Genomic DNA, 20,168 nt, shown 5'->3' on the forward strand with positions numbered 1-20,168 from the left:
AGTTTTCGTGATTTCAAGAATGAGAGATATTTTTCGTTAAGGGCCGCTGGTTTAAAGGGTGTTGTTAAGATGGAGAAATTGATTTTAGTGACTGTAGTTGCTTATATGTTTGTGATTCTTTTTGGTGCTGTTAGTGAAGGAATAAAGGAGTTTGTTGATTTGGTTTCTATGGTTAAAAATGGGAAAAAGAAATTGTTAAGCAGTTTCCGATTGGGTTTAGAATTATTGGATAAGCTGGATTTATCCAAATACCCGTGGCTTTTTTGTTTCAAAAAGTTATGCCCAACCGAAGATTAAAAGTGAGGAGTACTCAGTCGTTAGAGCGTAATTTCGGACAGCGAGGCAGGACTTTATTTTTGAAGCTCGGGTAGAATTTTATTGGATTAACTGGAGAAAAGAGGGTGGCGCAACTAATGATTTTTAGGTTCAAAACAAAATCTTGAAGAACGAGAATTTTCAGATATAATCTATTGTGGTTAAATCCTTCAAAATTTTATTTGTCTGCCCTCGGATTCCCCACCCTCCAATCAAGGGTGATTCTCTCCGGGCTTTTTATCAGATCCGAGAACTTTCAAAGTATCATAAGTTGACTTTGCTAACCTTTTCGGAAGACCCGGTAGAAGAAGAAAGTTTTGAAGTATTGAAACAGATGTGTGAAAAGGTAATCATCATAAAACATAGAAAAATAGAGGCAATCAAGAATATTATCAAAAGCATTTTTAGCTGTTTACCGCTGCAATGTGCATATTACCAATCGGAGGATATGAGAACCAAAATAGCCGATGTTCTTTCCACAAACCATTTTGATATCATTCACATCCAGCTCATCCGAATGGCGCCTTATGTGTTCTCATTCAAATCGCAACTTGGTATTCCGGTCATTTTAGACTTTGTCGATGCTTTATCCCTGAATATGTATAAACGCTTGTTACGGGAAGACTACTGGTTAAAAATCTTCTTTTTTTACGAATGGTACAAGACTAAGAAATATGAAAACCGGCTAAAATACTGTTTTGCAAAGGCAATAATTACCTCGCCCTTTGACAGTAAAATTCTGTCCTTAAATGATGATTGGCTGGAGGTGATCCCCAATGGTGTGGATTTGGATCGTTTTCCTTATTATCCCCGGAAATTTCATGAGCCGCACACAATAATATTTTCCGGGAATATGAATTATTTTCCCAATGTCGATGCGGTGTTATTTTTTTATTATAATATTTATCCAAAAATAAAAAAGTTAATTCCCGAAGTTCGTTTCAAGATTGTAGGAGTTAATCCTGCACCGGCTATTCTTCGCTTGACTACCCATGACAAAGATGTATTAATCACTGGATATGTCAAAAATATTGCGGAGCACATCGGTAGTGCGGCGGTGGCTGTAGCCCCGATGCTTTCTGGCTCAGGTATTCAAAATAAAATTCTTGAAGCGATGGCTGTAGGAACCCCGGTAGTCGCTACAAAACTGGCAACAAATGCCATAAAGGTTACTCCGAACAAAGATATCCTGCTTGCCAATACCCCGGAAGATTTTGCCGATTGCGTGGTGAAATTGCTCAGGGACGAATCATTTTGGCAAAAACTAAGTTTAAATGCGCGGAATTTAGTAGAGAGTGAATATACTTGGCAGAAAGTCACCAGCAAGCTGGAAGCCGTTTATGCCAAGGCAGTCAAATTGTAAAGACCCCAAAAATCCTAAGCAGGTTTCGATCGTGATCGTCAACTGGAACAGCGCCCTTGATACCATTACATGCATTGAATCTTTGCAGAGGTGTAGTTATGTGGACTTTGATTTGATCGTTGTGGATAATGGTTCTCAGCCAGAAGATGTGAACTTGCTGGAGGAGCGATGCGGCCGGTGCGTAAAAATAATAAGAAATGAAACCAACTTAGGTTTTGCCGGGGGTGTTAACAAAGGCATCGCAACGGCGTTGAAAAACGATTCTCCATTTATTCTTTTATTAAACAATGATACGGTTGTAGACCCGGAATTCTTAGAAATTCTTATCAGTCATATGGTCGCCGATCCGGAGATTGGCATTGCTACACCGAAAATCAATTATTACTCCGCACCCGCTAAAATTTGGAGTGCGGGAGGCTATATTAGTAAATTACGTGCTTCAGGATTTTCTTATGGAGAAGGGAGGGGTGAAGCTAAATTTTCTCTGCCGCGGACCGTCACTTTTGCCTCGGGCTGCTGTATGTTGATAAGGACTGAAATGTTGAAGAAAGTTGGTCTTTTTGATGAAAACTATTTTTTATATCTCGAGGATAGCGATTTTTGCTACAGGGTTGTACACCATGGTTATAAAATATTGTATGTTCCGGAGAGTAGAATATTTCACAAAGTAAATATGACGAGCAAAAAGAAGAGTGCAGTTTTGCCTCTTTATTATACAACTCGGAATCGGCTATATTTCGCAAGGAAGTTTCTGGGCAATATGTTTTTCCTCAGCGCGGCTTATCTTATGGTGACCCTCCTTGGGAAGTCTATCATTTGGCTAATAAAAGGCGAATTGAACAATCTGGGGGCTGTCCAGAGGGCATTTTTTGACTTTTTAAAGAAAAAATTTGGGAAGGCTGAGTATTTTTAAAAATGAATATCGGCATTGACGCCAGCGTTTTAGAAAAGGGGATCACCGGGATAGGACGGTATTTGCTGGGGATTTTGAAATATTTGCCGCGCGTTGATAATAAAAATAGATATTTCTTATTTTCCTATAGAAAACCATTTCCCGAAGGAGAATTTTACAAATCGATCGCCACCGGAAAATATCTCCCTTCAAAAATTTATGCCCCCTTCTGGCTTAACCTGATTTTGCCTTACTATTTAAAACGGTGTGAGATTGAAGTACTTTTTTCACCGAACCATCTCGCCCCTATTAATTTTTACCATCGCAATGGTTGGAAAAGCATTGTCACCATTCATGATGTTGCCCACCGTGCCGCCGCTGCGTTTAAACCGCCTGTCTATCGCAATTATCTGGATTTTTTCCTTAAATGTGTTTTACCTGCCTGTTCACGCATTATTACGGTTTCGGAATTTTCCAAGAAAGAGTTAGTGAAAAATTATCATCTGCCTCCCCATAAAATTTCGGTGATCTATGAATTTGCGGCGGAAATTTTTAAGCCTCGAAAAATCAGCAAGGAAATGCGAGGGTATTTAGCCACGGTGTTAGCCATCCCCGAGGAGTTCATTCTTTATGTTGGGATAATTGAAAACCGAAAGAACATTTCGGGAATTCTAAGGATTGCGGATATAATAAAAGCAAGAAATTTCAATATAAAAACATTGTTAGTGGGTCGACCGGGATTTGGTTTCAAACAAATCATTGAGCAGATAGCTGCGCGCGAAAATGTGATATATCGTAATCATGTGGGTGATGAGTACCTGCCTTACCTATACAATATGGCAAAAGTATTTTTGTTTCCTTCTTTTTACGAAGGTTTTGGGTTACCTCCGCTGGAGGCGATGCAATCTGGGGTTCCGGTTCTGGCTTCCAATGCTGCCTCATTGCCAGAAGTAATCGGTGAAGGAGGAATTATGCGTGCCCCTGACGATTATGAAGGATTCGCAGATGATATAATCCGGCTGTTGGAAGACAAGGATTTTCATGCCCTGCTGAGCAAGAAAGGAATTGCCCGGGCAAAAAAGTTTAATCCGTATGAAATTGTCCAGTCGCTCGTTGCCATATTTAACACTCCGGAAGGCTAATCGGAAAAAAATAAGATACTTTCTTGAAACCTTTTTGGTGTTTTGGTGATATACTTAAAAGTGTGGAAATTTTTCTTGAAATTAGAAGAAGAGGGTGTTTTTTTGACTTGACAAATGTAGATAGATGGATATAATTTCTCACTAAAAAAGGAGGTTAAGTTGAAATTTAAAAAGGCAATAGCCCTGATGATATTTTGGGGAACATTATTAAATCTAATTTATGCCGCCCCTCGGGTCGTGGTGGCAGAGATGATCGGTGACGAGACCTGAAGTTCCTGTGCGGCGGCAAGCGGTACGCTTGCGCAGATAGTATTAAACTATCCAGGTCGGATTGCCGCTATTGATGTCCATGATAACCCAGCTGATTCATTCTTCCTTCAAGAAGCATACAATAGAATCCGCTATTATTTGCCCCCATTTTACGGCATGTATATGCATCCTTGGCTCTGGTATGATGGGAATCAACATGGAGGAATGGATTATTCTCAATGGGAATCTGTGATTATTAATCGCTTGAGCCAACCAGCACCGGTTACAATTTATCTCGATGGTGAATATTCGCCCGGAAGTAATTCTGGAACTATTTATGCGACATTTAAGAATGATTCAACCGCAACAATCAATGGCCGGGTGATTTTTGTCATAACTGAAGATAGCCTATTTTATCCAGCACCCAATGGAGCATTATGGCATAGTAATGTGCCCAGGGATTATATTCCGGACCATAATGGCGTGCTTGTTTCAATTCCCCCTGGCGATTCAATAACGGTAACCATGCCTTTTACCACCCATCCCAACTGGAATAAATCGCATTGTAAGATCAAAACCTGGATTCAAAACGATGTGATGTTACCGGATTCCACAAAAGAAATCTGGCAGGGTGCGATAGTTAATCTACTTGAACTCGGTATTGAAGAAAATCCAGGCAAGAAGTGTGAAAAATTAAGTCTACAGGTTTTCCCCAACCCCTGTCCGCGCACCGATGCCCTGCACTTCTATTTTCCATATCCAACCGACTACAAAATTTCAATATATGACTGTACCGGAAGGGAGATAAAGAATATTTCAGGTAATGCCAAATCGGTTAAATGGAATTTAAAAAACAACCAAGGGTATAAAGTTAAACCCGGTGTTTATTTTTACCGTTTTGTAGATAAAAAAATAATTTTTTCTGGTAAATGTGTAATTGAGTAGAAGAAGGTTAAATACGAAAGACTCTATTGGAAAATTGATTATGAGCAAAGGGGATATTATGAAAATGTTGATTCCCATTTTTTTAATGATAGGTTTGGTTAGCGCTGGTAATTGGTTGGTTAATGGTGATTTTGAAGAAGCGCTTAACACCGGTTGGACTTCAACCCAGAGCGGCTCATATATCTACATTGACCGTGCAATAACCTATGAACCGGACCCGGATTATGAAGTGCGGGTGGAAAAAGGCTCAGGCAATGGGTTTGCAACACTTTCTCAGACTATTGATATTACGACACCGAGTGAATTTACTTTTTCTACAAAGGCAAAGTTATATGCATATGATAATAATGCAGATACTCTGACTTACGCTGCCGCAGCAATAAGAATAGTTTACCGTAATGCCACGGGCGCACTTCTTGGAGAAACCAGAATTTGCCAGTTCACAGCACCTTGTCCCTGGCAAAACACTTCAACAATCCATCTAATAACAGTTAGCGATTCACTCTGGCATAATTATTCATTCAATCTCCAGACTGAACTTGGAAATCTTCCCGGCGTCAATCCAGCAAATGTGAAAAAGGTAGAAATTGCGCTCTATGATACAACTGCCCACACTTGTTGAGGGGCTTCACAATTGGCGAAGGTCTTCGCCGACGACATCAAACTAAATTATAACGGAACCCAGCTTTATCTCACCTTCATCAAAGCAAAAGTTTACGACTCGGGTGGCAATAACAATGGCCGGTTAGATCCAGGTGAAATCGCAAATATCACTGCATTATTAAAAAATATTGGCGGTGCTAATTTTACCAATCTGAATTCTACACTCTCCACGAGCAGTCCTTATATCACTGTTACGGATAACTCGGGTTATTTTGGAACAATACTTATTGATAGCACCAAGGAGAATATTTCGGATCCTTATGTTGTGCAAGTGAGTCCCTCGACACCTCAAGGCCATATTGCTCAATTTCGTTTGATAGCAACTCAAGGTTCTTTTGTTGATACATTTTTCTTCAACTTGGTGGTTGGCACATATGATTATCTGGTCTGGAATCCAGATCCAACCCCCGGTTCCGGACAGACAATCCACAATTTATTAACATCCCTTGGCTACGCTGGCTTATATTCAACTACCCTCCCGACTACTGAACTCAGCTTCTATCGCGCAATTCTGGTCTGTGTGGGTATCTATCCTAATAATTATATTATCGGTGCATCAAGCCCTGAGGCAACAGCACTCGTCAACTATGTCAATAGCGGTGGCAGACTCTATCTTGAAGGTGGAGATGTTTGGTATTATGACCCATTAACGGGCGGATATAACTTCTGTCCATTATTTGGCATAAACGCAACTGAAGATGGTACGGACGATTTAGGTCCAATTCAAGGGCAACCAGGAACTTTCACCAATCAGATGTACTTCGGTTATGGTGGTGAGAATTCCTATATGGACCATATCAGCCCCAGTGGTACCGGAGCATTTTTGATCTTTAGAGATGTCGACCAAGGTTATGATTGTGCGGTAGCGCGTGATGCCGGGACATACCGAACTGTCGGGGCTTCTTTTGAACTTGGTTCTCTGGTTGATGGAAGTGGGGTTTCAACCCGAAGGGCATTGCTCGATTCCATCCTCCATTTCTTCGGAATATTCCAGGTGCCTGTTGAAGAGAATAAGCAAGAAGGGCTCCAAAAGATATCTTTCCAGGTAATACCGAATCCATTCCAGAATAACTGCGTGGTTAAATTCGAAATTCGAAATCCGAAATCCGAAATTTCACTCAAGATTTTTGATGCAACAGGACGGTTGATAAAATCATTTAACCATTTAACCAGTTACCAATTTAATAAAATCGTGTGGTCTGGTGACGATGAAATCGGCCGCAAGGTGCCCGCAGGTATTTATTTCGTGCGGTTGGAAACGGATGGTCAAAAATATATTGAGAAGGTAATAAAGATAGAATAGTTAGAAATCAGGAAGGGAGTATTTATGCTCCCTTCCTGAAAATCTTTTATAATGGGACTTGAGTCTAAAAAGGGGGTTTTATGGGCAGTAAGAAACTTATCTGGATTGTTTTAATTGTCGCCACTGCATCATTTGCCCAGTGGCAGGCAATAGGTCCTTATGGTGGCTATGTCCGCTCGGTGGTTGTATCACAAACCAATGACAATATTGTCTATGCCGCATCTTATGCCAATCCCACTGTAGTTGCAAAATCCACTAATGGTGGTTCAACCTGGACCACAATGGGTGTAATTCCAAATCAGGCTTATTGTATGGCAATCGACCCAACGAATGATAACAAACTATATGCGGGAAGCGGACATGTAATATATCGTTCAACTGATGGTGGTGTCAATTGGTTATCAACTACTATGAGCAATAAATATATCTATGGCATAGCGGTCCATCCAACAGCACCTACAACTATTTGCGCCTCGGGTATGAGCTATACTGGAACAAAATGGGGGCTTGCATTCTTCAAAAGCACGGATTCAGGTGTAAACTGGACAACCACAGTAATCGACACCTCAGGCTCTTCAAACTATGGATATTGTCTCGCAATTGACCGTACGAATCCCAATACGATTTATGTTGGTGGCTATTCTTATACCACATCTTACATACCCAGAATTTACAAATCCACAAATGGAGGCACTAACTGGATAGATGTGTCTACTGATACAGTATTTCAGAACGCTTATTATATTTACTCTATGGCTGTTCATCCAACGAATTCTAACATAGTCTATGCTGGTACTTATTTAAAAGGTATTATGCGTTCTACTGATGGCGGAAATTCCTGGACAAAGGTTTCCAGCAATTACTACAACTACAGTATGGCAACGAGCATAGCATCACCTGATATCGCTTACTCTGGTTGTTATGGTGAGGTTTACAAAACGACAAATGCCGGAGTGTCCTGGACATCGGTAAGTTCAGGTTTGAGTGGAACTTCCTTCTATGGCCTTGCCGCAAGTGCACAGAATGCTTCTAATGTATATGCTGGAAATAACAAAGGTATGTTTAAGACAACAACCGGCGGGTCTTCCTGGGTAAGTATCAATAACAATTTGAATATGGGTTCAATCCTCTCTTTTGCCAACGCGCCTTCTTCACCTTCAACAATCTATACTTCCTTTGCTGAAGTTGGTGTATTCAAAACCACGAATTCGGGAAGCGACTGGATTCAATTACCTACGCCGGTTGGTTGTGGCAATATTTGCGAATTTGCGGTTGCTTATAACAATCCTAATATCATATATGCCTTAGAAGGAAGTGGTTGAGGGAACGCCGAGCTCTACAAGAGCACAGACGGCGGGTCCGTCTGGTCAAATGCGTTAGATGCATTTTATGTCGATGGTGGTGCAATGGCAATCGATCCGAATAATAGCTCAGTCCTTTATACCGGCGGATACATATACAACGGTTCAACTTATGTAATGGTAGTCTCAAAATCTACTGATGGTGGCACAACCTGGGAAAGGGATACGCTAACAACTGATTATTGTATGTGCTATGCACTTGCTATAGACCGGAGTAATTCCAATGTTGTTTATGCCGGTGGCTATAATGGTTATCTCTTCAAGACTACCAACGGCGGTATTACCTGGACTCTCTCCAATACAGGACTAAGTGGGACAGTTTATGATATAAAAATTGGCTCAACCAAGGCAAACACCGTTTATGCAGGGACTTCTTCTGGTGTTTACAAATCAACGAATGCTGGTGCAAGCTGGACAAGTACCGGTCTATCAGCAAATGTCCAGGCAGTCTTGATAAATCCTTCAAATGAAAATGAAATATATGCCGCAACGAGTAATGGTATCTACAAGAGCACTACTGGCGGTGGTGGCTGGACATTGATGAATACTGGGCTATTAAATACAAATACAACTTCTTTAGGAATTTACCCAAATAACTGGTTGTTCTGCGGGACAAATGGCACAGGAATGTATCGATGGAATATACAAGTTGGCGCGGAAGAATTTGAGGAGATTGGGAAGAGTATCTCCTTGCAGATCACACCGAATCCATTCAGGAACTACTGCGTAGTTAAATTCCAAATCCCAAGCACCAAATCCCGAATTCCAAACAAATCCGCAATCCGCAATCCGAAATCCGAAATTTCTTTGAGGATCTATGATATTTCGGGTCGCGTTGTTAAGTCATTTAATCTTGAATCCTGTATCCTGAATCATGAATCCAGTATCGCCTGGTCGGGTGACGATAAGATGGGTCGCAAGGTGCCTGCGGGTATCTACTTTGTGCAACTTGATTCTGGTGAGTTCACTAAAATTGAGAAAGTAATTCTACTTAAAGGAAATAATTAGTTCTTGACATAAGCTAAAAAATAAGTAAAATTTTAGTGAAAGGGGGTTTTATGTCAAAATACTTATTATTACTGCTGGGCATTTCACTGCTCGGTTTTTCTGCCCAGCGGGTGGTTTTGTGTGAAGAGTTCTATCAAGAGGGCTGACCATCCTGTCCTGCAGCCAGCAGTACGCTGGACAATATCTGTGTTCAATATTCCACGCGCATTGCTGCGATTGAGATGCATCTTTCCAGCAGTTATCCGCTGTACTGTCCTGAAGCATATGCCCGGATGCAATACTACCCAAGTTCAAACTGGTATACGCCCAATCTTATCCTTGATGGCACACCAAGAGGAAGCAGTTATAGCTCCTGGCAATCATACATTGTTACACGGATGAATCAACCTGCACCGATGCGTATCTCAATGTGGGGGACTTATGGCTCTGGTTCTGGCACAATCTATGCCCGATTCCGTAATGATTCAACTGCCTCAGTTACTGCCTATGTCTATTTTGTTATTACTGAAGATAGCCTCTATTATGTTACTCCATACGGTGACCAGTGGCATAATCATGTTGCACGCGATTATGTCCCAAACCAAATCGGCCAACAAGTGACAATTCCAGCGGGTGATTCAGTAACAGTCTCGCAAAATTTCACAATCCAATCAGGCTGGAATGTCAATCGCTGCAACATTGTAACCTGGATACAGAATAATTCCACACGCGAAGTGTATCAGGCAGCATTTATCAAAGTAACGGACTTGACAGGAGTTGAAGAAACGAATAAGGCAACTGGAATATCAACAATTTCCTCCATTCCCAATCCTTGCGTCAATGGTACAACATTCCAGTTTAATGTTAGTAAAGATGGTAAATGGAAACTTTTGCTATATGACGCCTTGGGTCGCGAGATTCAGCGATTTGAAGGAATCGGTCAGGGTGGTATTCAGACTGTCGAATGGAATCTTTTTGACAATAATAACCATCGGGTAAAACCGGGTGTTTACTTCTACCAGCTCCTCGGTCCGGACTTGAAGGCAAACGGCAAGATCGTGGTAAGGTAAATCCCAGGAAAAACTTTAAACCCAAGACCAGAGAGGCGTGGTGCTAACCGCGCCTCTCTGCTGTATTCTACCCACCTACGAAGCGGGGTTATTTTATCTGTAGAGGCATTGAAAAATTTTATCATTGAATTAAGAGTCTCCTGTTCAGGCTAAATTGTAAAATCTAAACAAATTGCTGATATCCTCTGACTTTAAAACCCATTTTCGTAAGAGTTCTAAGCCCGCTTTTAGGAGGCTTCTTCTTTTAATATCCTCAAATTTTTTCTGCTATGTGCCATTTTTGGTTGTGTTTTTCCCAAGCCTTTCTAACTGCTTTTGATTGTTTCTTATTTTTCATTTTCTATCTCCTTTCGTCCTCGAGTCCTTGCCGATCCATCTATGATAGTGTAACAAGTTTTCTACATTTTTGGTGATATGGCAAATTAGAATGTTAAATTCACGAAGTTTGTCGTATTCTCACAACACTCGTCTATTTGAAAATAGGTCTTATTCGCAAATACAATTTTTCAGAGGCTATATTCATAAACTTCTCTCATTCTAATTTTTCGCCACAATTCCAGCAATATATCGCATCTCCTGGAACATCTTTTTTACAATTACTACAAGTAAAATCTGATTTCTTCTCCACATTGCTCAAGTCCTTGTTGCACATATTGCAGATTTTTTTATTGGTTTTTGTACCACAGTATGGGCAAAATTTTATATTTGAAGTCTGTTGAGGTAAATCTTCTTTTTCTTTGACTTTCTTTTCAGGAGTGTTTATATCACCCGCAATCGTTTGGCGACCACAAACAAATAATATGCCTAATAATATTCCAACTATGGGACTAAAGAGGACGCTGTTCCAAAAGCCTTTTGAATACGAAAGACCCACATTTTTCCATGCATTAGCAACAACAAGACATAGTAGCAACCAAAGTAAAATAATTATAAGAATTAACATACAAAATTGTATATATAATTTAATAAAAAGTCAAGGTGGAAAGGGTCTGAGCCTTCTCTACTTTTTGTCAAATTATTTTTATGCGCTGGATTATTAGGGGTAGCCGCGCCCTTCAGGGTGCGAGATATTCTGGGATGTAAAAAGATTTATCCGCAGGCTAAAGCCTGCGCCTACCATTTTACCGGTTACCACCCAAGGACTTCAGGTTGGCTTTTTTATTTAAGCAAGGCTAAAGCCTTGCCCTACAAAAATCCCAACGCTAAATTATTGATGACCCTTTCAAATCTTGCCCATGGGTTTTATCGTTCCTTCATAAGATATAAAAATATGGAGAGAACTCAGTTTAGAAATCGGGTTGTTTAATAAAAATAGAATATCTTATCCAGATAATTAAAATGTGATATACTATATCCAAAAAGTGTCTATGATCACAATAGCCATTCCTGGGGAGGTATACATTAGAGGAGCCAAAAGAGAAACGCAAACCTAAAGGTTTGCCCTACATTGTAAAATTACCTAATTTTAATCCGGCACGAAAATCAGAGAAATTGAGTTTACACAATGGCGGACATTCTTTTCGGTGAAGCCTTCGCCTTCAAAGACATGGCCTAAATGGGCACCGCAGTTTGCACACTGTATCTCAATCCTGATACCATCAGGGTCTGGAACTCTTTTCACCGCACCCTTTATCTCTTCATCAAAACTGGGCCAGCCGCACCCGGATTTGAATTTTGCCTCAGAGCGATAAAGCGGTGCATTACATCTTTTGCAATGATAAGTGCCCTTTTGAAAAAAATCATTGTATTCACCGCTGAATGGCGGCTCTGTCCCTTTATGAATGATTACCCATTCTTCGGCTCTGGTGAGTTTTCGGAATTTTTTATTTGTGTTGTCCATGTTATTTCATTATGACAAATTAAATATAAGAAAATTTTTCTTCTTTCACCCCTACCTTAGTCCTCCTCCCTCAAGGGGGAGGAAAAAGAAAAGGGGTCTGCCATCAGGGGGAGGAGAAAGGGAAGCTGGATATAATTTATTCAATCCTTCACTCTTTCAGGCATACAGGTCTTAGAGACACGACACAGGATATCATCAATTATTGTGTAAACAACCGGAATGAGAATGAGTGATACAAAGATACTGAAGGTCATACCGCCAATGAATGCACTTGCCAGTGCCTTTAATGATTCGCCACCACCACCGATATTTAAGGCAAGGAACAGAGAGCCGAAGATTGTGGTCAATGAGGTCATCATCACTGGACGGAATCGCTTTTCACCTGCCTCAATTATCGCCTTGTTTCTTTCTACATTCTTTTCTCTTCGTGATACAACATAATCAAGCAAGAGTATCGCATTATCCGTTACGATTCCAGAAAGAATGATTGCCGATAAGAAAGAAGACAGATTTAATTCATTGCCCGTGAGCACGAGTCCAGCAAAAAATCCGGTTATGGAAAATGGCACAGAGAGGATTATTACAAAGGGCAAGGTCAGGCTATTGAATTGGACACCCATCACCATATACACCAGAATTATTGCAATGATAAGGGCAATACCAAGTGTCTTGAAACTCTCGGCAATCGCCCGATTTGCCCCTCGCTGTTCAATATTGTATCCATCAGGCAGTTTGAATTCATTTATTATCCATTCAACAATTTTACGATTCTCACGGGCATTCGTGCCCGGTGCAAAACTACCGGTAATGTTTACCGAACGTCTTTGATTTATCCGCACAATCTCGGATGGTGATTCACCTTCCTGAAGCACGCCCAGACTTTTGAGCGGCACAACCCCTGCCAGGGGTGTCGCAACCGGCAGGTTGGCAATGTCACGGAGGGTGAATTTTTCCGCATTAGCAATAACAAGTTCCACATCAATATCCTTATCATCCTTGCGATAGGTGGTAACGACCTCACCGGATTTGGCAATCCGCAATGTCTGGGCAAGGGCAAATGCTGAAATCCCTGTAGCAGAAAGTCTCATTCGGTCCGGAATAAATACGAATGCGGGCAAACCCCGAGCCAGATTACTCTTTATATATAAAAAGTTTTTCTCGCTTCGCAATGCAGAAGCAAGACGGCTACCAAGTTCACGCAGGGTATCAAGGTTATCACCGAAGATATTTATATCAATATCCTCGCGCCTCACGCCGACCGTAGCATCAATCACCCGCACAACAAATGTTGGTTCGGTAAATGATTCAAGAATTTTTTTGGCATCCGCCATAACTTCACGCACCGGCCTTTTCTTTTCGGTATAGACATTTATTGTAGCACTATACGGTTGGGGCGTACCGAAGAATGGGTCTTCTCCAACGATGGAAGAGACCTTTGCTACACCATTCAAATTCAACAATGCCTTCTCTAATTTCATTACTTCATTGTTACAATGTTCTAATGAAGTTCCACGGGGATATTCAAGGACGATCTGAAACTCACCTTCATCAGTGGCGGCAATCAGACCGGTCTTCACAAAACTGGCAAGAATAAAGCCAATGACCAGTAAAAAGACAAATATGAAAACCGTAATCAAACGGTGTCTTAAAACCTTTTCCAGAAGATTTTTATATCCATTTCTCATCATCGTTTCCAGATTCAAAAACCAGCGGTTAAACTGAAATTTTGGCGGTTCGGGTTTCAATAAGAAATAACTCAATATCGGGACAATTGTTACTGCAATGATGATTGAAATGCTCAATGAGAATACAACGGTCAGGGCAAGTTCGCCGAGCAAAACCTTGGCAAATCCCTGGGTAAAAGCAAGGGGTAAAAATACGACTATCGTCGTAATGACACCGGCGCTTATTGCCAGACCTACTTCCCGTGTTGATTCCACAACCATTTCTAATTTTGAACCGGAAAAATCTTTATCCCGCAAATGCCGGAAGATATTCTCCATCACCACGATTGAGGCATCTACAATCAAACCAGTAGCAAGGGATAATCCACCAATAGAGATCGTATTGAGCGAAAGATTGAAGACCTTCATAAAGATAAAGGTGATTATGATAGTAATCGGGATTGATATCACAATGACGAGGGTGTTTCTAATCCTGCCTAAAAATAAAAGTATCACGAGCGATGCCAGCAATGCACCTAAAATGCCCGAAATGACCACATCTTTAAGGGCATTAAGAATTACATTGGATTCGTCTTTGATGACCTGAATCTTTATATCCGAAGGCAATTTATCTTTATTTTCTTTGAGCCATTTTTTCACTCCCTGCGCAACCTGGACTGAATTGCCATTGCTCGGTTTGCGCACCAGGATTCCTACCGCATTATTTAGATTCAAACGAGCAAAACGCGTCTGCAATTTTTCAATACTATAAACCTTTGCAATATCACCAATCCTGATCGTCCTGCCGCCGGCAACCGTGATGTATTCATTCTTGATATCTTCTATGGATTGATAACTTCCTTTCAGACGTAATGAAAATACATGCTGACCACTCTTTATTTCACCGATTGGAAAATCAATGTTACCACTGCTTAAGGCGAGGGCAATCTGATTTAAGCCGATACCGGTTTCGTATAAACGGAGTGGGTCAATTTCAACACGAATCACTTCATCTATTCCGCCGGTGACCTTGGCATTTGCGACACCGGGCAGACGAGCAATTGCCGGCGCAATCCTTTTTTCTACAAATCTTTTCAAATCGGCAAGGTCCCTGGTTTCAGATGTAATAGAAAGTTCAACCGGTGGTGGAAGAATGTTACTTATCGTCGTGATTGAAGGAGTTGTGGCATTCCTGGGCAATTGTCCTTTTATGAGGTCAATCTTTTCCTGGAGTTCACGCTGTTTTTTTTCTATATTCACACCGAACGCATAATTTACAATGATCTGTGAAAAACCTTCTCGGCTCGTGGAGTTGATCTGCTCAATGCCGGAGATAGTTGAAATCGCTTCTTCAATTGGTTTGGTCAGTTCATTCTCAACAACTTCTGGACTCGCACCAGGATAGGCAGTAATGATTATTGCGGCTGGAACCGAAAATTCTGGATAATAGGAAACCGGCAGGGAAAAGAAACTGATAAAACCAATAATTATTAAGACCCCGGTTATTAAAAGGGTTCCCACATACCTCTGGATAAAAAAGCGAATCACATTCATATCATTCCTTAATTACATTGACTTTTTGCCCATCAGTTATTCGGTCTGCACCTTCACTGATGATTATTTCATTTTCTTTTAAACCACTGACTAAATAGTATTCCTCAGAACGGGATATTATCTGGATTGGTGTAAAGACTGCCTTATCATCTTCTAACTTATATACACCCGTGCCTTTTTCGCTTAAGTTTACAACCGCTTTTCGAGGAATCACCATACCAGTGCGTGTTGCGACAATGATATGCCCATTCAGGGTCTGACCGATAAGCAAATTGTTTTTGGGAGTGGCAAGACGACAGACCTGACTTTCTATTGTGACACCACCGGTGGCCGGGTCAACCTGGGGGGCAACAAGGTTTATTTGAACCACGGCAACCGTATCTTTTTTTCCATCAGTAATCGCAATCCTCTGTTTTGGTTTTACTGAAAAACGCTCTTCACCGAATACCTGCCCCTTGAAATTAAGACAACCGATATCGCCGACTTCAAACAATGGCGTCTGGGGATTTATCGTCTTGCCAATATCAATTAAAGACTTCAATACAATACCTCTTATTGGCGATTTTACAGAATATGGCTTAAACTCACTACCAGGCACTTCCTGGATAACAGTTGCCAATGTCTGATTTAAAAATACTGTATCACCTTCACGGACAAGAATCTTTTCTACCTTACCTGAAATTTGAGCAAAGACGCTCACGGCATTTTTCGGCATTATCTTACCTACCACATCAACGACCACAGGTATTGTTGTATCTTTTACCACTGCGGTTTTAACAGAAACTACCACTTCAGTAACCTTTTTCTCTTTTCCCTTACAAAAAGGGAAGAGAAATAATAGCATTACTAAAATGATTAATGTTCTTCTCATACTACACCCCTTTTTCACTCTTTGTTCTTTTTTCAATCACCAGATAGATCGTGGGAATGAAGACCAGAGTCAAGAATGTGGCAAAGAGCAAGCCGCCAATAACCGAACGTGCCATTGGTGCACGAATTTCACTCCCCGCACCAATACCGAGTGCCATCGGAATTAAACCGAAGATTGTAGTAAGTGCCGTCATCAGAATCGGTCTGAGACGCACCCTGCCTGCCTCAATCAATGCATCAACAAGAGGCATCCCATGTTTTCGCCGCAATTGATTTGTATAATCCACATAGACAATGGCATTGTTTACCACAACACCGGCAAGCAATAACAAGCCCATTAAACTCTGCATATTGACGGTCGTATTGGTGAAGAAAAGCATCCATAATACACCGATGATTGCCAGGGGGACTGTGAACATAATAATAAATGGCTCCCGGAAAGATTCAAACTGCCCGACCATTATAATATAGACAAGGAATATCGCAATAAGGATTACAAAACCGATATCCCTGAATGTTGTCTGCATCTCTCTAAATCCACCACCCATTTCAAATTTAAATCCCGGAGGCAGAGGGTATTCTTTTAATATCTTTTGCACATCACGTGCTACACTATTCTGATCCCTGCCTTCTACATTGCCGGTGATTTTGACCACCCGGAATGTGTTTTCATGCTCAATCTTCTCCGGTCCGACGGTAACCGTATCAATGAGAAAGTTTCTCAAAGGCACAACCCCGACCGGTGTTGCAATATTCAGTGCCTTAATCTTCTCCGGTGTATCTTTATATCCCTTTTTGAGCGTAATCCTTATATCATATTCCCTTCCCTCAATACGATACTGGGTCGCAACCATCCCTTCAATCTGACTCCTCAAGGCAAGACCAATCTGATAAGGGGTAAGACCAAATTGCATTGCCTTGTATCTATCAACGATGAACTGAATCTCAGGCTTACCCTCACTCAAATCCGATTCAATATCAACAAGACCTTTTACTTTTCTTAATTTTTCAATCAACTCGTCATTGATTCTTTTTGCCTTATCAAGGTCATAGCCGATTATCTTTATTTCAATCGGTTTGCCAGTGCCAAATAAGAAAGACTCCTGGGAGGTGAAGCGGACGACAAGACCGGGGATGGAATTCAATTTAGGCCGGAGCGCTTTCTGAATATCTTTTACCGAACGGTTGCGCTTTTCTCTATCTACAAGCCCGATCCAGATTGTTGCCGCATTTGGACCTGCTCCGCCACCAAAGAGCGCGGAAAGACCGGTGCCTGAGCCAATCGTGATAAAAACATTTTTCATCTCCGGTATTTCTTTCAGCAGTATCTCTTCTAATTTGATTATTGCTGAATCAGTAGTTGCAAGATTTGTGCCTACAGGCATCTCGGCTTCAATCTGGATCTGCCCCCGGTCCGGGGATGGTGTGAGTTCAGCGCCGATAAAGAATAAAAGACCTAAACTCAATACAAAGAGCCCACCGGTACCAAAGATTATCCTCTTGCGATGATTCAATGCCCAACGGATTATTCTTAGATAGAAATCTTCTATCCTCTTGTAAAATTTCTGGACTGTTCTTTCAATACCACTGAGTTCTGTTTTAATATGTATCAACTTTGCCATCAACATCGGCACAATCGTTACTGCCACAAGCAATGACGAGGCAAGGGCAAAGGTCACAGTCCAGGCGATCTGACTGAAAAATATTGACGCAAATCCCCGCACCAGAAGCAATGGTAAGAAAACCGCGATCGTGGTCAAGGTTGAGGCGGTGATTGCCATACCAACTTCCTGTGTGCCCAGAACCGATGCCAGATCAGGTTCTTCACCCTTTTCCTGTCGGTGCCGATAGATTGCCTCAAACACAACGATTGCACAGTCGACGACCATGCCGATCGCAATCGTCAGACCACCGAGCGAGACCATATTGATCGTCATATTGAAGATAAACATCATAAAGACCGCAAAGAATACTGTAATAGGAAGTGTGATACCAATTATGAGGGCTGCCCTCAGATTTCCGAGGAACAAAAAGAGAATTAAAACCGCAAGTATCGCACCGATTATCAGTGTATCCGCAGTGCTACGAATAGAACGATTTATAAAATCTGCCTGATTGAAAAATACATCAATACTGACACCCGAGGGTAATTCCTTCTTAATGTTTTCAATCTCTTTTACCACATCATTACAGACCTTTACGGTATTGGCATTCGTTCTCTTCTGAATAAAACCATATATTGAATTGACCCGATTCGTCCGGGTGATTGAAGTTCTCTCAGATGGACCAAGTTTCACATCTGCAACCTGTTCCAGTAAAATCGGAATTCCGTTCTTGTTGCCGATCACGGTCTTTCGGATTTCATCAATATTTTTATACTCACCAATCACCCGCAGGGTATATACCTTTGTACCGGATTCCACCTTGCCCAAAGGAAAATTTATATTCTGGGCACGCAGGATATTCATCACCTGTTCCGGGCTGATCCCCAGACTGATGAGTTTCTCATAATCAAATTGAATCTGGACCTCGGTCAGAACTCCACTTTCAACAAAGGAAGCAGCAACCCCACCGACCCTTTGGAGTCTATCCGCAATATCATCACCAATCCGGTCAAGTTCCAGCGGATCAATATCCCCTTTGATGCTGTAAAGTACCACGGGCTGTTGTGATACATCAAATTTAAATATCATCGGTTGCTGGGCATCCTGGGGCAGATACGGTAATATCAAACCAAGTCTATCACGCACATCATTTGCCGCAGCATCAAGGTCGGTTCCCCAAGTAAATTGTAGCATAATCATTGAAGAGTTCTCCGAAGAGGTTGAGGTAATCTTTTCAATATTGTTGAGCGTACCAAGAATCTTCTCAAAAGGCTGGGTGATCTGGGTCTCAACCTCCTGCGGTCCCGCACCCTGATAGGTCGTCATCACAACCATCATTGGGAGGGTGATATTGGGGAACAGGTCAACGGGTAATTTGGTTATCGATATTATGCCGAAGACCAGCAACCCCAAAAAGACCATTGAAATTGTTAGGGGTCTTTTTACAGAAACTTCGGTGATCTTCATCTTTCCCTCACAATCGGAATGACCTTTTCACCACCCGCAAGGCGCTGCTGACCAAGAACAATCACAAGTTCATTTTCATTAAGCCCTTCAATGACTTCTACAAGTTCATCACCAACAAGCCCGATTTTTATCGGTCTTCTTTCGGCGATGCTGTCTTTATTTACTACAAAGACTGAATTATCGATGAGTGCATCCTTGGAAATTGCAACCGCGCCTTTTTTCTCACTCATCTTGATTGATACCCTTGCGGTCATCCCGGGTTTTAGATCTGCGACCGGGTTCTGGATAATTCCTTTCACCGCCACGGTCTTGGTCAGCGGGTCGATGATGGGACTGATCTCGCTTATATAGCCGTTAAACACCTTCTCTGAGACTGCATCAACATTTATAATTATCGGCATATTCACACGGAAACACTGGGCATCTATTTCCGGGACATTGAAACTCACCTTTATTCGGGATAAATCAACGACCATCGCCACTGGCATTTGGGGTGCGACAGTCGAACCAACATCTACTAAGATCTTGGCGATTGTGCCACTGATTGGAGTGGTGACAGACGCCTCTTCAAAATCAAAACCCACGGTTTCATTGCGCATACCAATTATTTTCTCTCCCTTCTGGACATAGGAGCCTTCTTTGACAAATATTTTTGTCACCCGTCCCATTGTCTCTGGAAAGATCTGGACTGTTTTATCCGCAACAAGGGTGCCGATGATGGTGCAGGTCTTCCGGACATCGGACTTTTTAACGGAAATTACTTCTACCGTTGGCGGCACCTTTTCCATCTTTGCACCTGTCTGCCTTTTGACAAGGGTCAATCTTAGAACCGCGCCGATTACAATAATGATGATAATTGCTATTAAATATCTCTTCATA

16 protein-coding genes are annotated in these 20,168 nt (G+C 41.5%); 10 read left to right on the forward strand and 6 right to left on the reverse strand.

Translation table 11 applies throughout. From position 1 onward, the window contains the following. From ABIL39_02440 to ABIL39_02485, 10 genes are all read left to right on the forward strand, one after another. The coding region (locus ABIL39_02440) for a hypothetical protein (GenBank protein MEO0164979.1) at positions 1-297 on the forward strand (297 nt) is incomplete at its 5' end. Between the two features lie 175 nt (positions 298-472). After that, positions 473-1,678, forward strand: a complete 1,206-nt coding sequence (locus tag ABIL39_02445) for a glycosyltransferase (GenBank protein ID MEO0164980.1) — start codon at positions 473-475, stop codon at positions 1,676-1,678. Beyond that, entirely contained in the window at positions 1,656-2,591 is a 936-nt protein-coding gene (locus tag ABIL39_02450; GenBank protein ID MEO0164981.1) for a glycosyltransferase family 2 protein, read from the forward strand. The genes ABIL39_02445 and ABIL39_02450 overlap by 23 nt, the downstream gene beginning before the upstream one ends. Positions 2,592-2,593: 2 nt before the next feature. After that, positions 2,594-3,712, forward strand: coding sequence for a glycosyltransferase family 1 protein (locus ABIL39_02455; protein MEO0164982.1), 1,119 nt, complete (start codon positions 2,594-2,596; stop codon positions 3,710-3,712). A gap of 426 nt (positions 3,713-4,138) precedes the next feature. Further along, on the forward strand, positions 4,139-4,906 hold the full coding sequence (locus tag ABIL39_02460; GenBank protein MEO0164983.1) for a T9SS type A sorting domain-containing protein: 768 nt from the start codon (positions 4,139-4,141) through the stop codon (positions 4,904-4,906). Between the two features lie 58 nt (positions 4,907-4,964). Beyond that, complete coding sequence (locus ABIL39_02465; protein ID MEO0164984.1) at positions 4,965-5,528, forward strand: hypothetical protein; 564 nt, start codon at positions 4,965-4,967, stop codon at positions 5,526-5,528. 12 nt (positions 5,529-5,540) lie between these two features. Continuing rightward, positions 5,541-6,872, forward strand: a complete 1,332-nt coding sequence (locus ABIL39_02470) for a T9SS type A sorting domain-containing protein (protein MEO0164985.1) — start codon at positions 5,541-5,543, stop codon at positions 6,870-6,872. 80 nt (positions 6,873-6,952) lie between these two features. Continuing rightward, positions 6,953-8,194: a YCF48-related protein gene (locus tag ABIL39_02475; protein ID MEO0164986.1), complete on the forward strand. Its 1,242-nt coding sequence runs from the start codon at positions 6,953-6,955 to the stop codon at positions 8,192-8,194. An 84-nt stretch (positions 8,195-8,278) separates the two neighbouring features. Next, complete coding sequence (locus tag ABIL39_02480; protein ID MEO0164987.1) at positions 8,279-9,241, forward strand: YCF48-related protein; 963 nt, start codon at positions 8,279-8,281, stop codon at positions 9,239-9,241. A gap of 221 nt (positions 9,242-9,462) precedes the next feature. Next, complete coding sequence (locus ABIL39_02485; GenBank protein ID MEO0164988.1) at positions 9,463-10,290, forward strand: Omp28-related outer membrane protein; 828 nt, start codon at positions 9,463-9,465, stop codon at positions 10,288-10,290. A 532-nt stretch (positions 10,291-10,822) separates the two neighbouring features. On the opposite strand, the gene ABIL39_02490 is transcribed toward ABIL39_02485, so the two are convergent. From ABIL39_02490 to ABIL39_02515, 6 genes are all read right to left on the reverse strand, one after another. Continuing rightward, on the reverse strand, positions 10,823-11,233 hold the full coding sequence (locus ABIL39_02490; GenBank protein ID MEO0164989.1) for a hypothetical protein: 411 nt from the start codon (positions 11,231-11,233) through the stop codon (positions 10,823-10,825). Between the two features lie 522 nt (positions 11,234-11,755). Further along, complete coding sequence (locus tag ABIL39_02495; GenBank protein MEO0164990.1) at positions 11,756-12,130, reverse strand: methionine-R-sulfoxide reductase; 375 nt, start codon at positions 12,128-12,130, stop codon at positions 11,756-11,758. Positions 12,131-12,270: 140 nt separating this feature from the next. Beyond that, positions 12,271-15,348, reverse strand: a complete 3,078-nt coding sequence (locus ABIL39_02500; GenBank protein MEO0164991.1) for an efflux RND transporter permease subunit — start codon at positions 15,346-15,348, stop codon at positions 12,271-12,273. Between the two features lies 1 nt (position 15,349). Continuing rightward, positions 15,350-16,219, reverse strand: a complete 870-nt coding sequence (locus tag ABIL39_02505; GenBank protein ID MEO0164992.1) for an efflux RND transporter periplasmic adaptor subunit — start codon at positions 16,217-16,219, stop codon at positions 15,350-15,352. A gap of 1 nt (position 16,220) precedes the next feature. Next, the gene (locus ABIL39_02510) at positions 16,221-19,289 is read right to left on the reverse strand and encodes an efflux RND transporter permease subunit (protein ID MEO0164993.1); all 3,069 of its coding nucleotides are present in this window, start codon (positions 19,287-19,289) and stop codon (positions 16,221-16,223) included. Next, positions 19,286-20,167 (reverse strand): efflux RND transporter periplasmic adaptor subunit, encoded by an 882-nt coding sequence (locus tag ABIL39_02515; GenBank protein MEO0164994.1) that lies wholly within the window; start codon positions 20,165-20,167, stop codon positions 19,286-19,288. The genes ABIL39_02510 and ABIL39_02515 overlap by 4 nt, the downstream gene beginning before the upstream one ends. Position 20,168 lies beyond the last annotated feature (1 nt).

It is taken from the genome of candidate division WOR-3 bacterium, assembly GCA_039802205.1.
In the GTDB taxonomy this organism is placed as follows: Bacteria; Hydrothermota; Tepidihabitantia; order SM23-42; family JAOAFX01; genus JAOAFX01.

Coding starts and splice junctions, on each gene's coding strand:
- ABIL39_02480 (MEO0164987.1), top strand. CDS start 8,279: ATGGCAATCGATCCGAATAATAGCTCAGTCCTTTATACCGGCGGATAC.
- ABIL39_02490 (MEO0164989.1), bottom strand. CDS start 11,233: ATGTTAATTCTTATAATTATTTTACTTTGGTTGCTACTATGTCTTGTT.
- ABIL39_02505 (MEO0164992.1), bottom strand. CDS start 16,219: ATGAGAAGAACATTAATCATTTTAGTAATGCTATTATTTCTCTTCCCT.
- ABIL39_02495 (MEO0164990.1), bottom strand. CDS start 12,130: ATGGACAACACAAATAAAAAATTCCGAAAACTCACCAGAGCCGAAGAA.
- ABIL39_02515 (MEO0164994.1), bottom strand. CDS start 20,167: ATGAAGAGATATTTAATAGCAATTATCATCATTATTGTAATCGGCGCG.
- ABIL39_02465 (MEO0164984.1), top strand. CDS start 4,965: ATGAAAATGTTGATTCCCATTTTTTTAATGATAGGTTTGGTTAGCGCT.
- ABIL39_02455 (MEO0164982.1), top strand. CDS start 2,594: ATGAATATCGGCATTGACGCCAGCGTTTTAGAAAAGGGGATCACCGGG.
- ABIL39_02450 (MEO0164981.1), top strand. CDS start 1,656: ATGCCAAGGCAGTCAAATTGTAAAGACCCCAAAAATCCTAAGCAGGTT.
- ABIL39_02475 (MEO0164986.1), top strand. CDS start 6,953: ATGGGCAGTAAGAAACTTATCTGGATTGTTTTAATTGTCGCCACTGCA.
- ABIL39_02500 (MEO0164991.1), bottom strand. CDS start 15,348: ATGAATGTGATTCGCTTTTTTATCCAGAGGTATGTGGGAACCCTTTTA.
- ABIL39_02460 (MEO0164983.1), top strand. CDS start 4,139: ATGTATATGCATCCTTGGCTCTGGTATGATGGGAATCAACATGGAGGA.
- ABIL39_02485 (MEO0164988.1), top strand. CDS start 9,463: ATGCATCTTTCCAGCAGTTATCCGCTGTACTGTCCTGAAGCATATGCC.
- ABIL39_02510 (MEO0164993.1), bottom strand. CDS start 19,289: ATGAAGATCACCGAAGTTTCTGTAAAAAGACCCCTAACAATTTCAATG.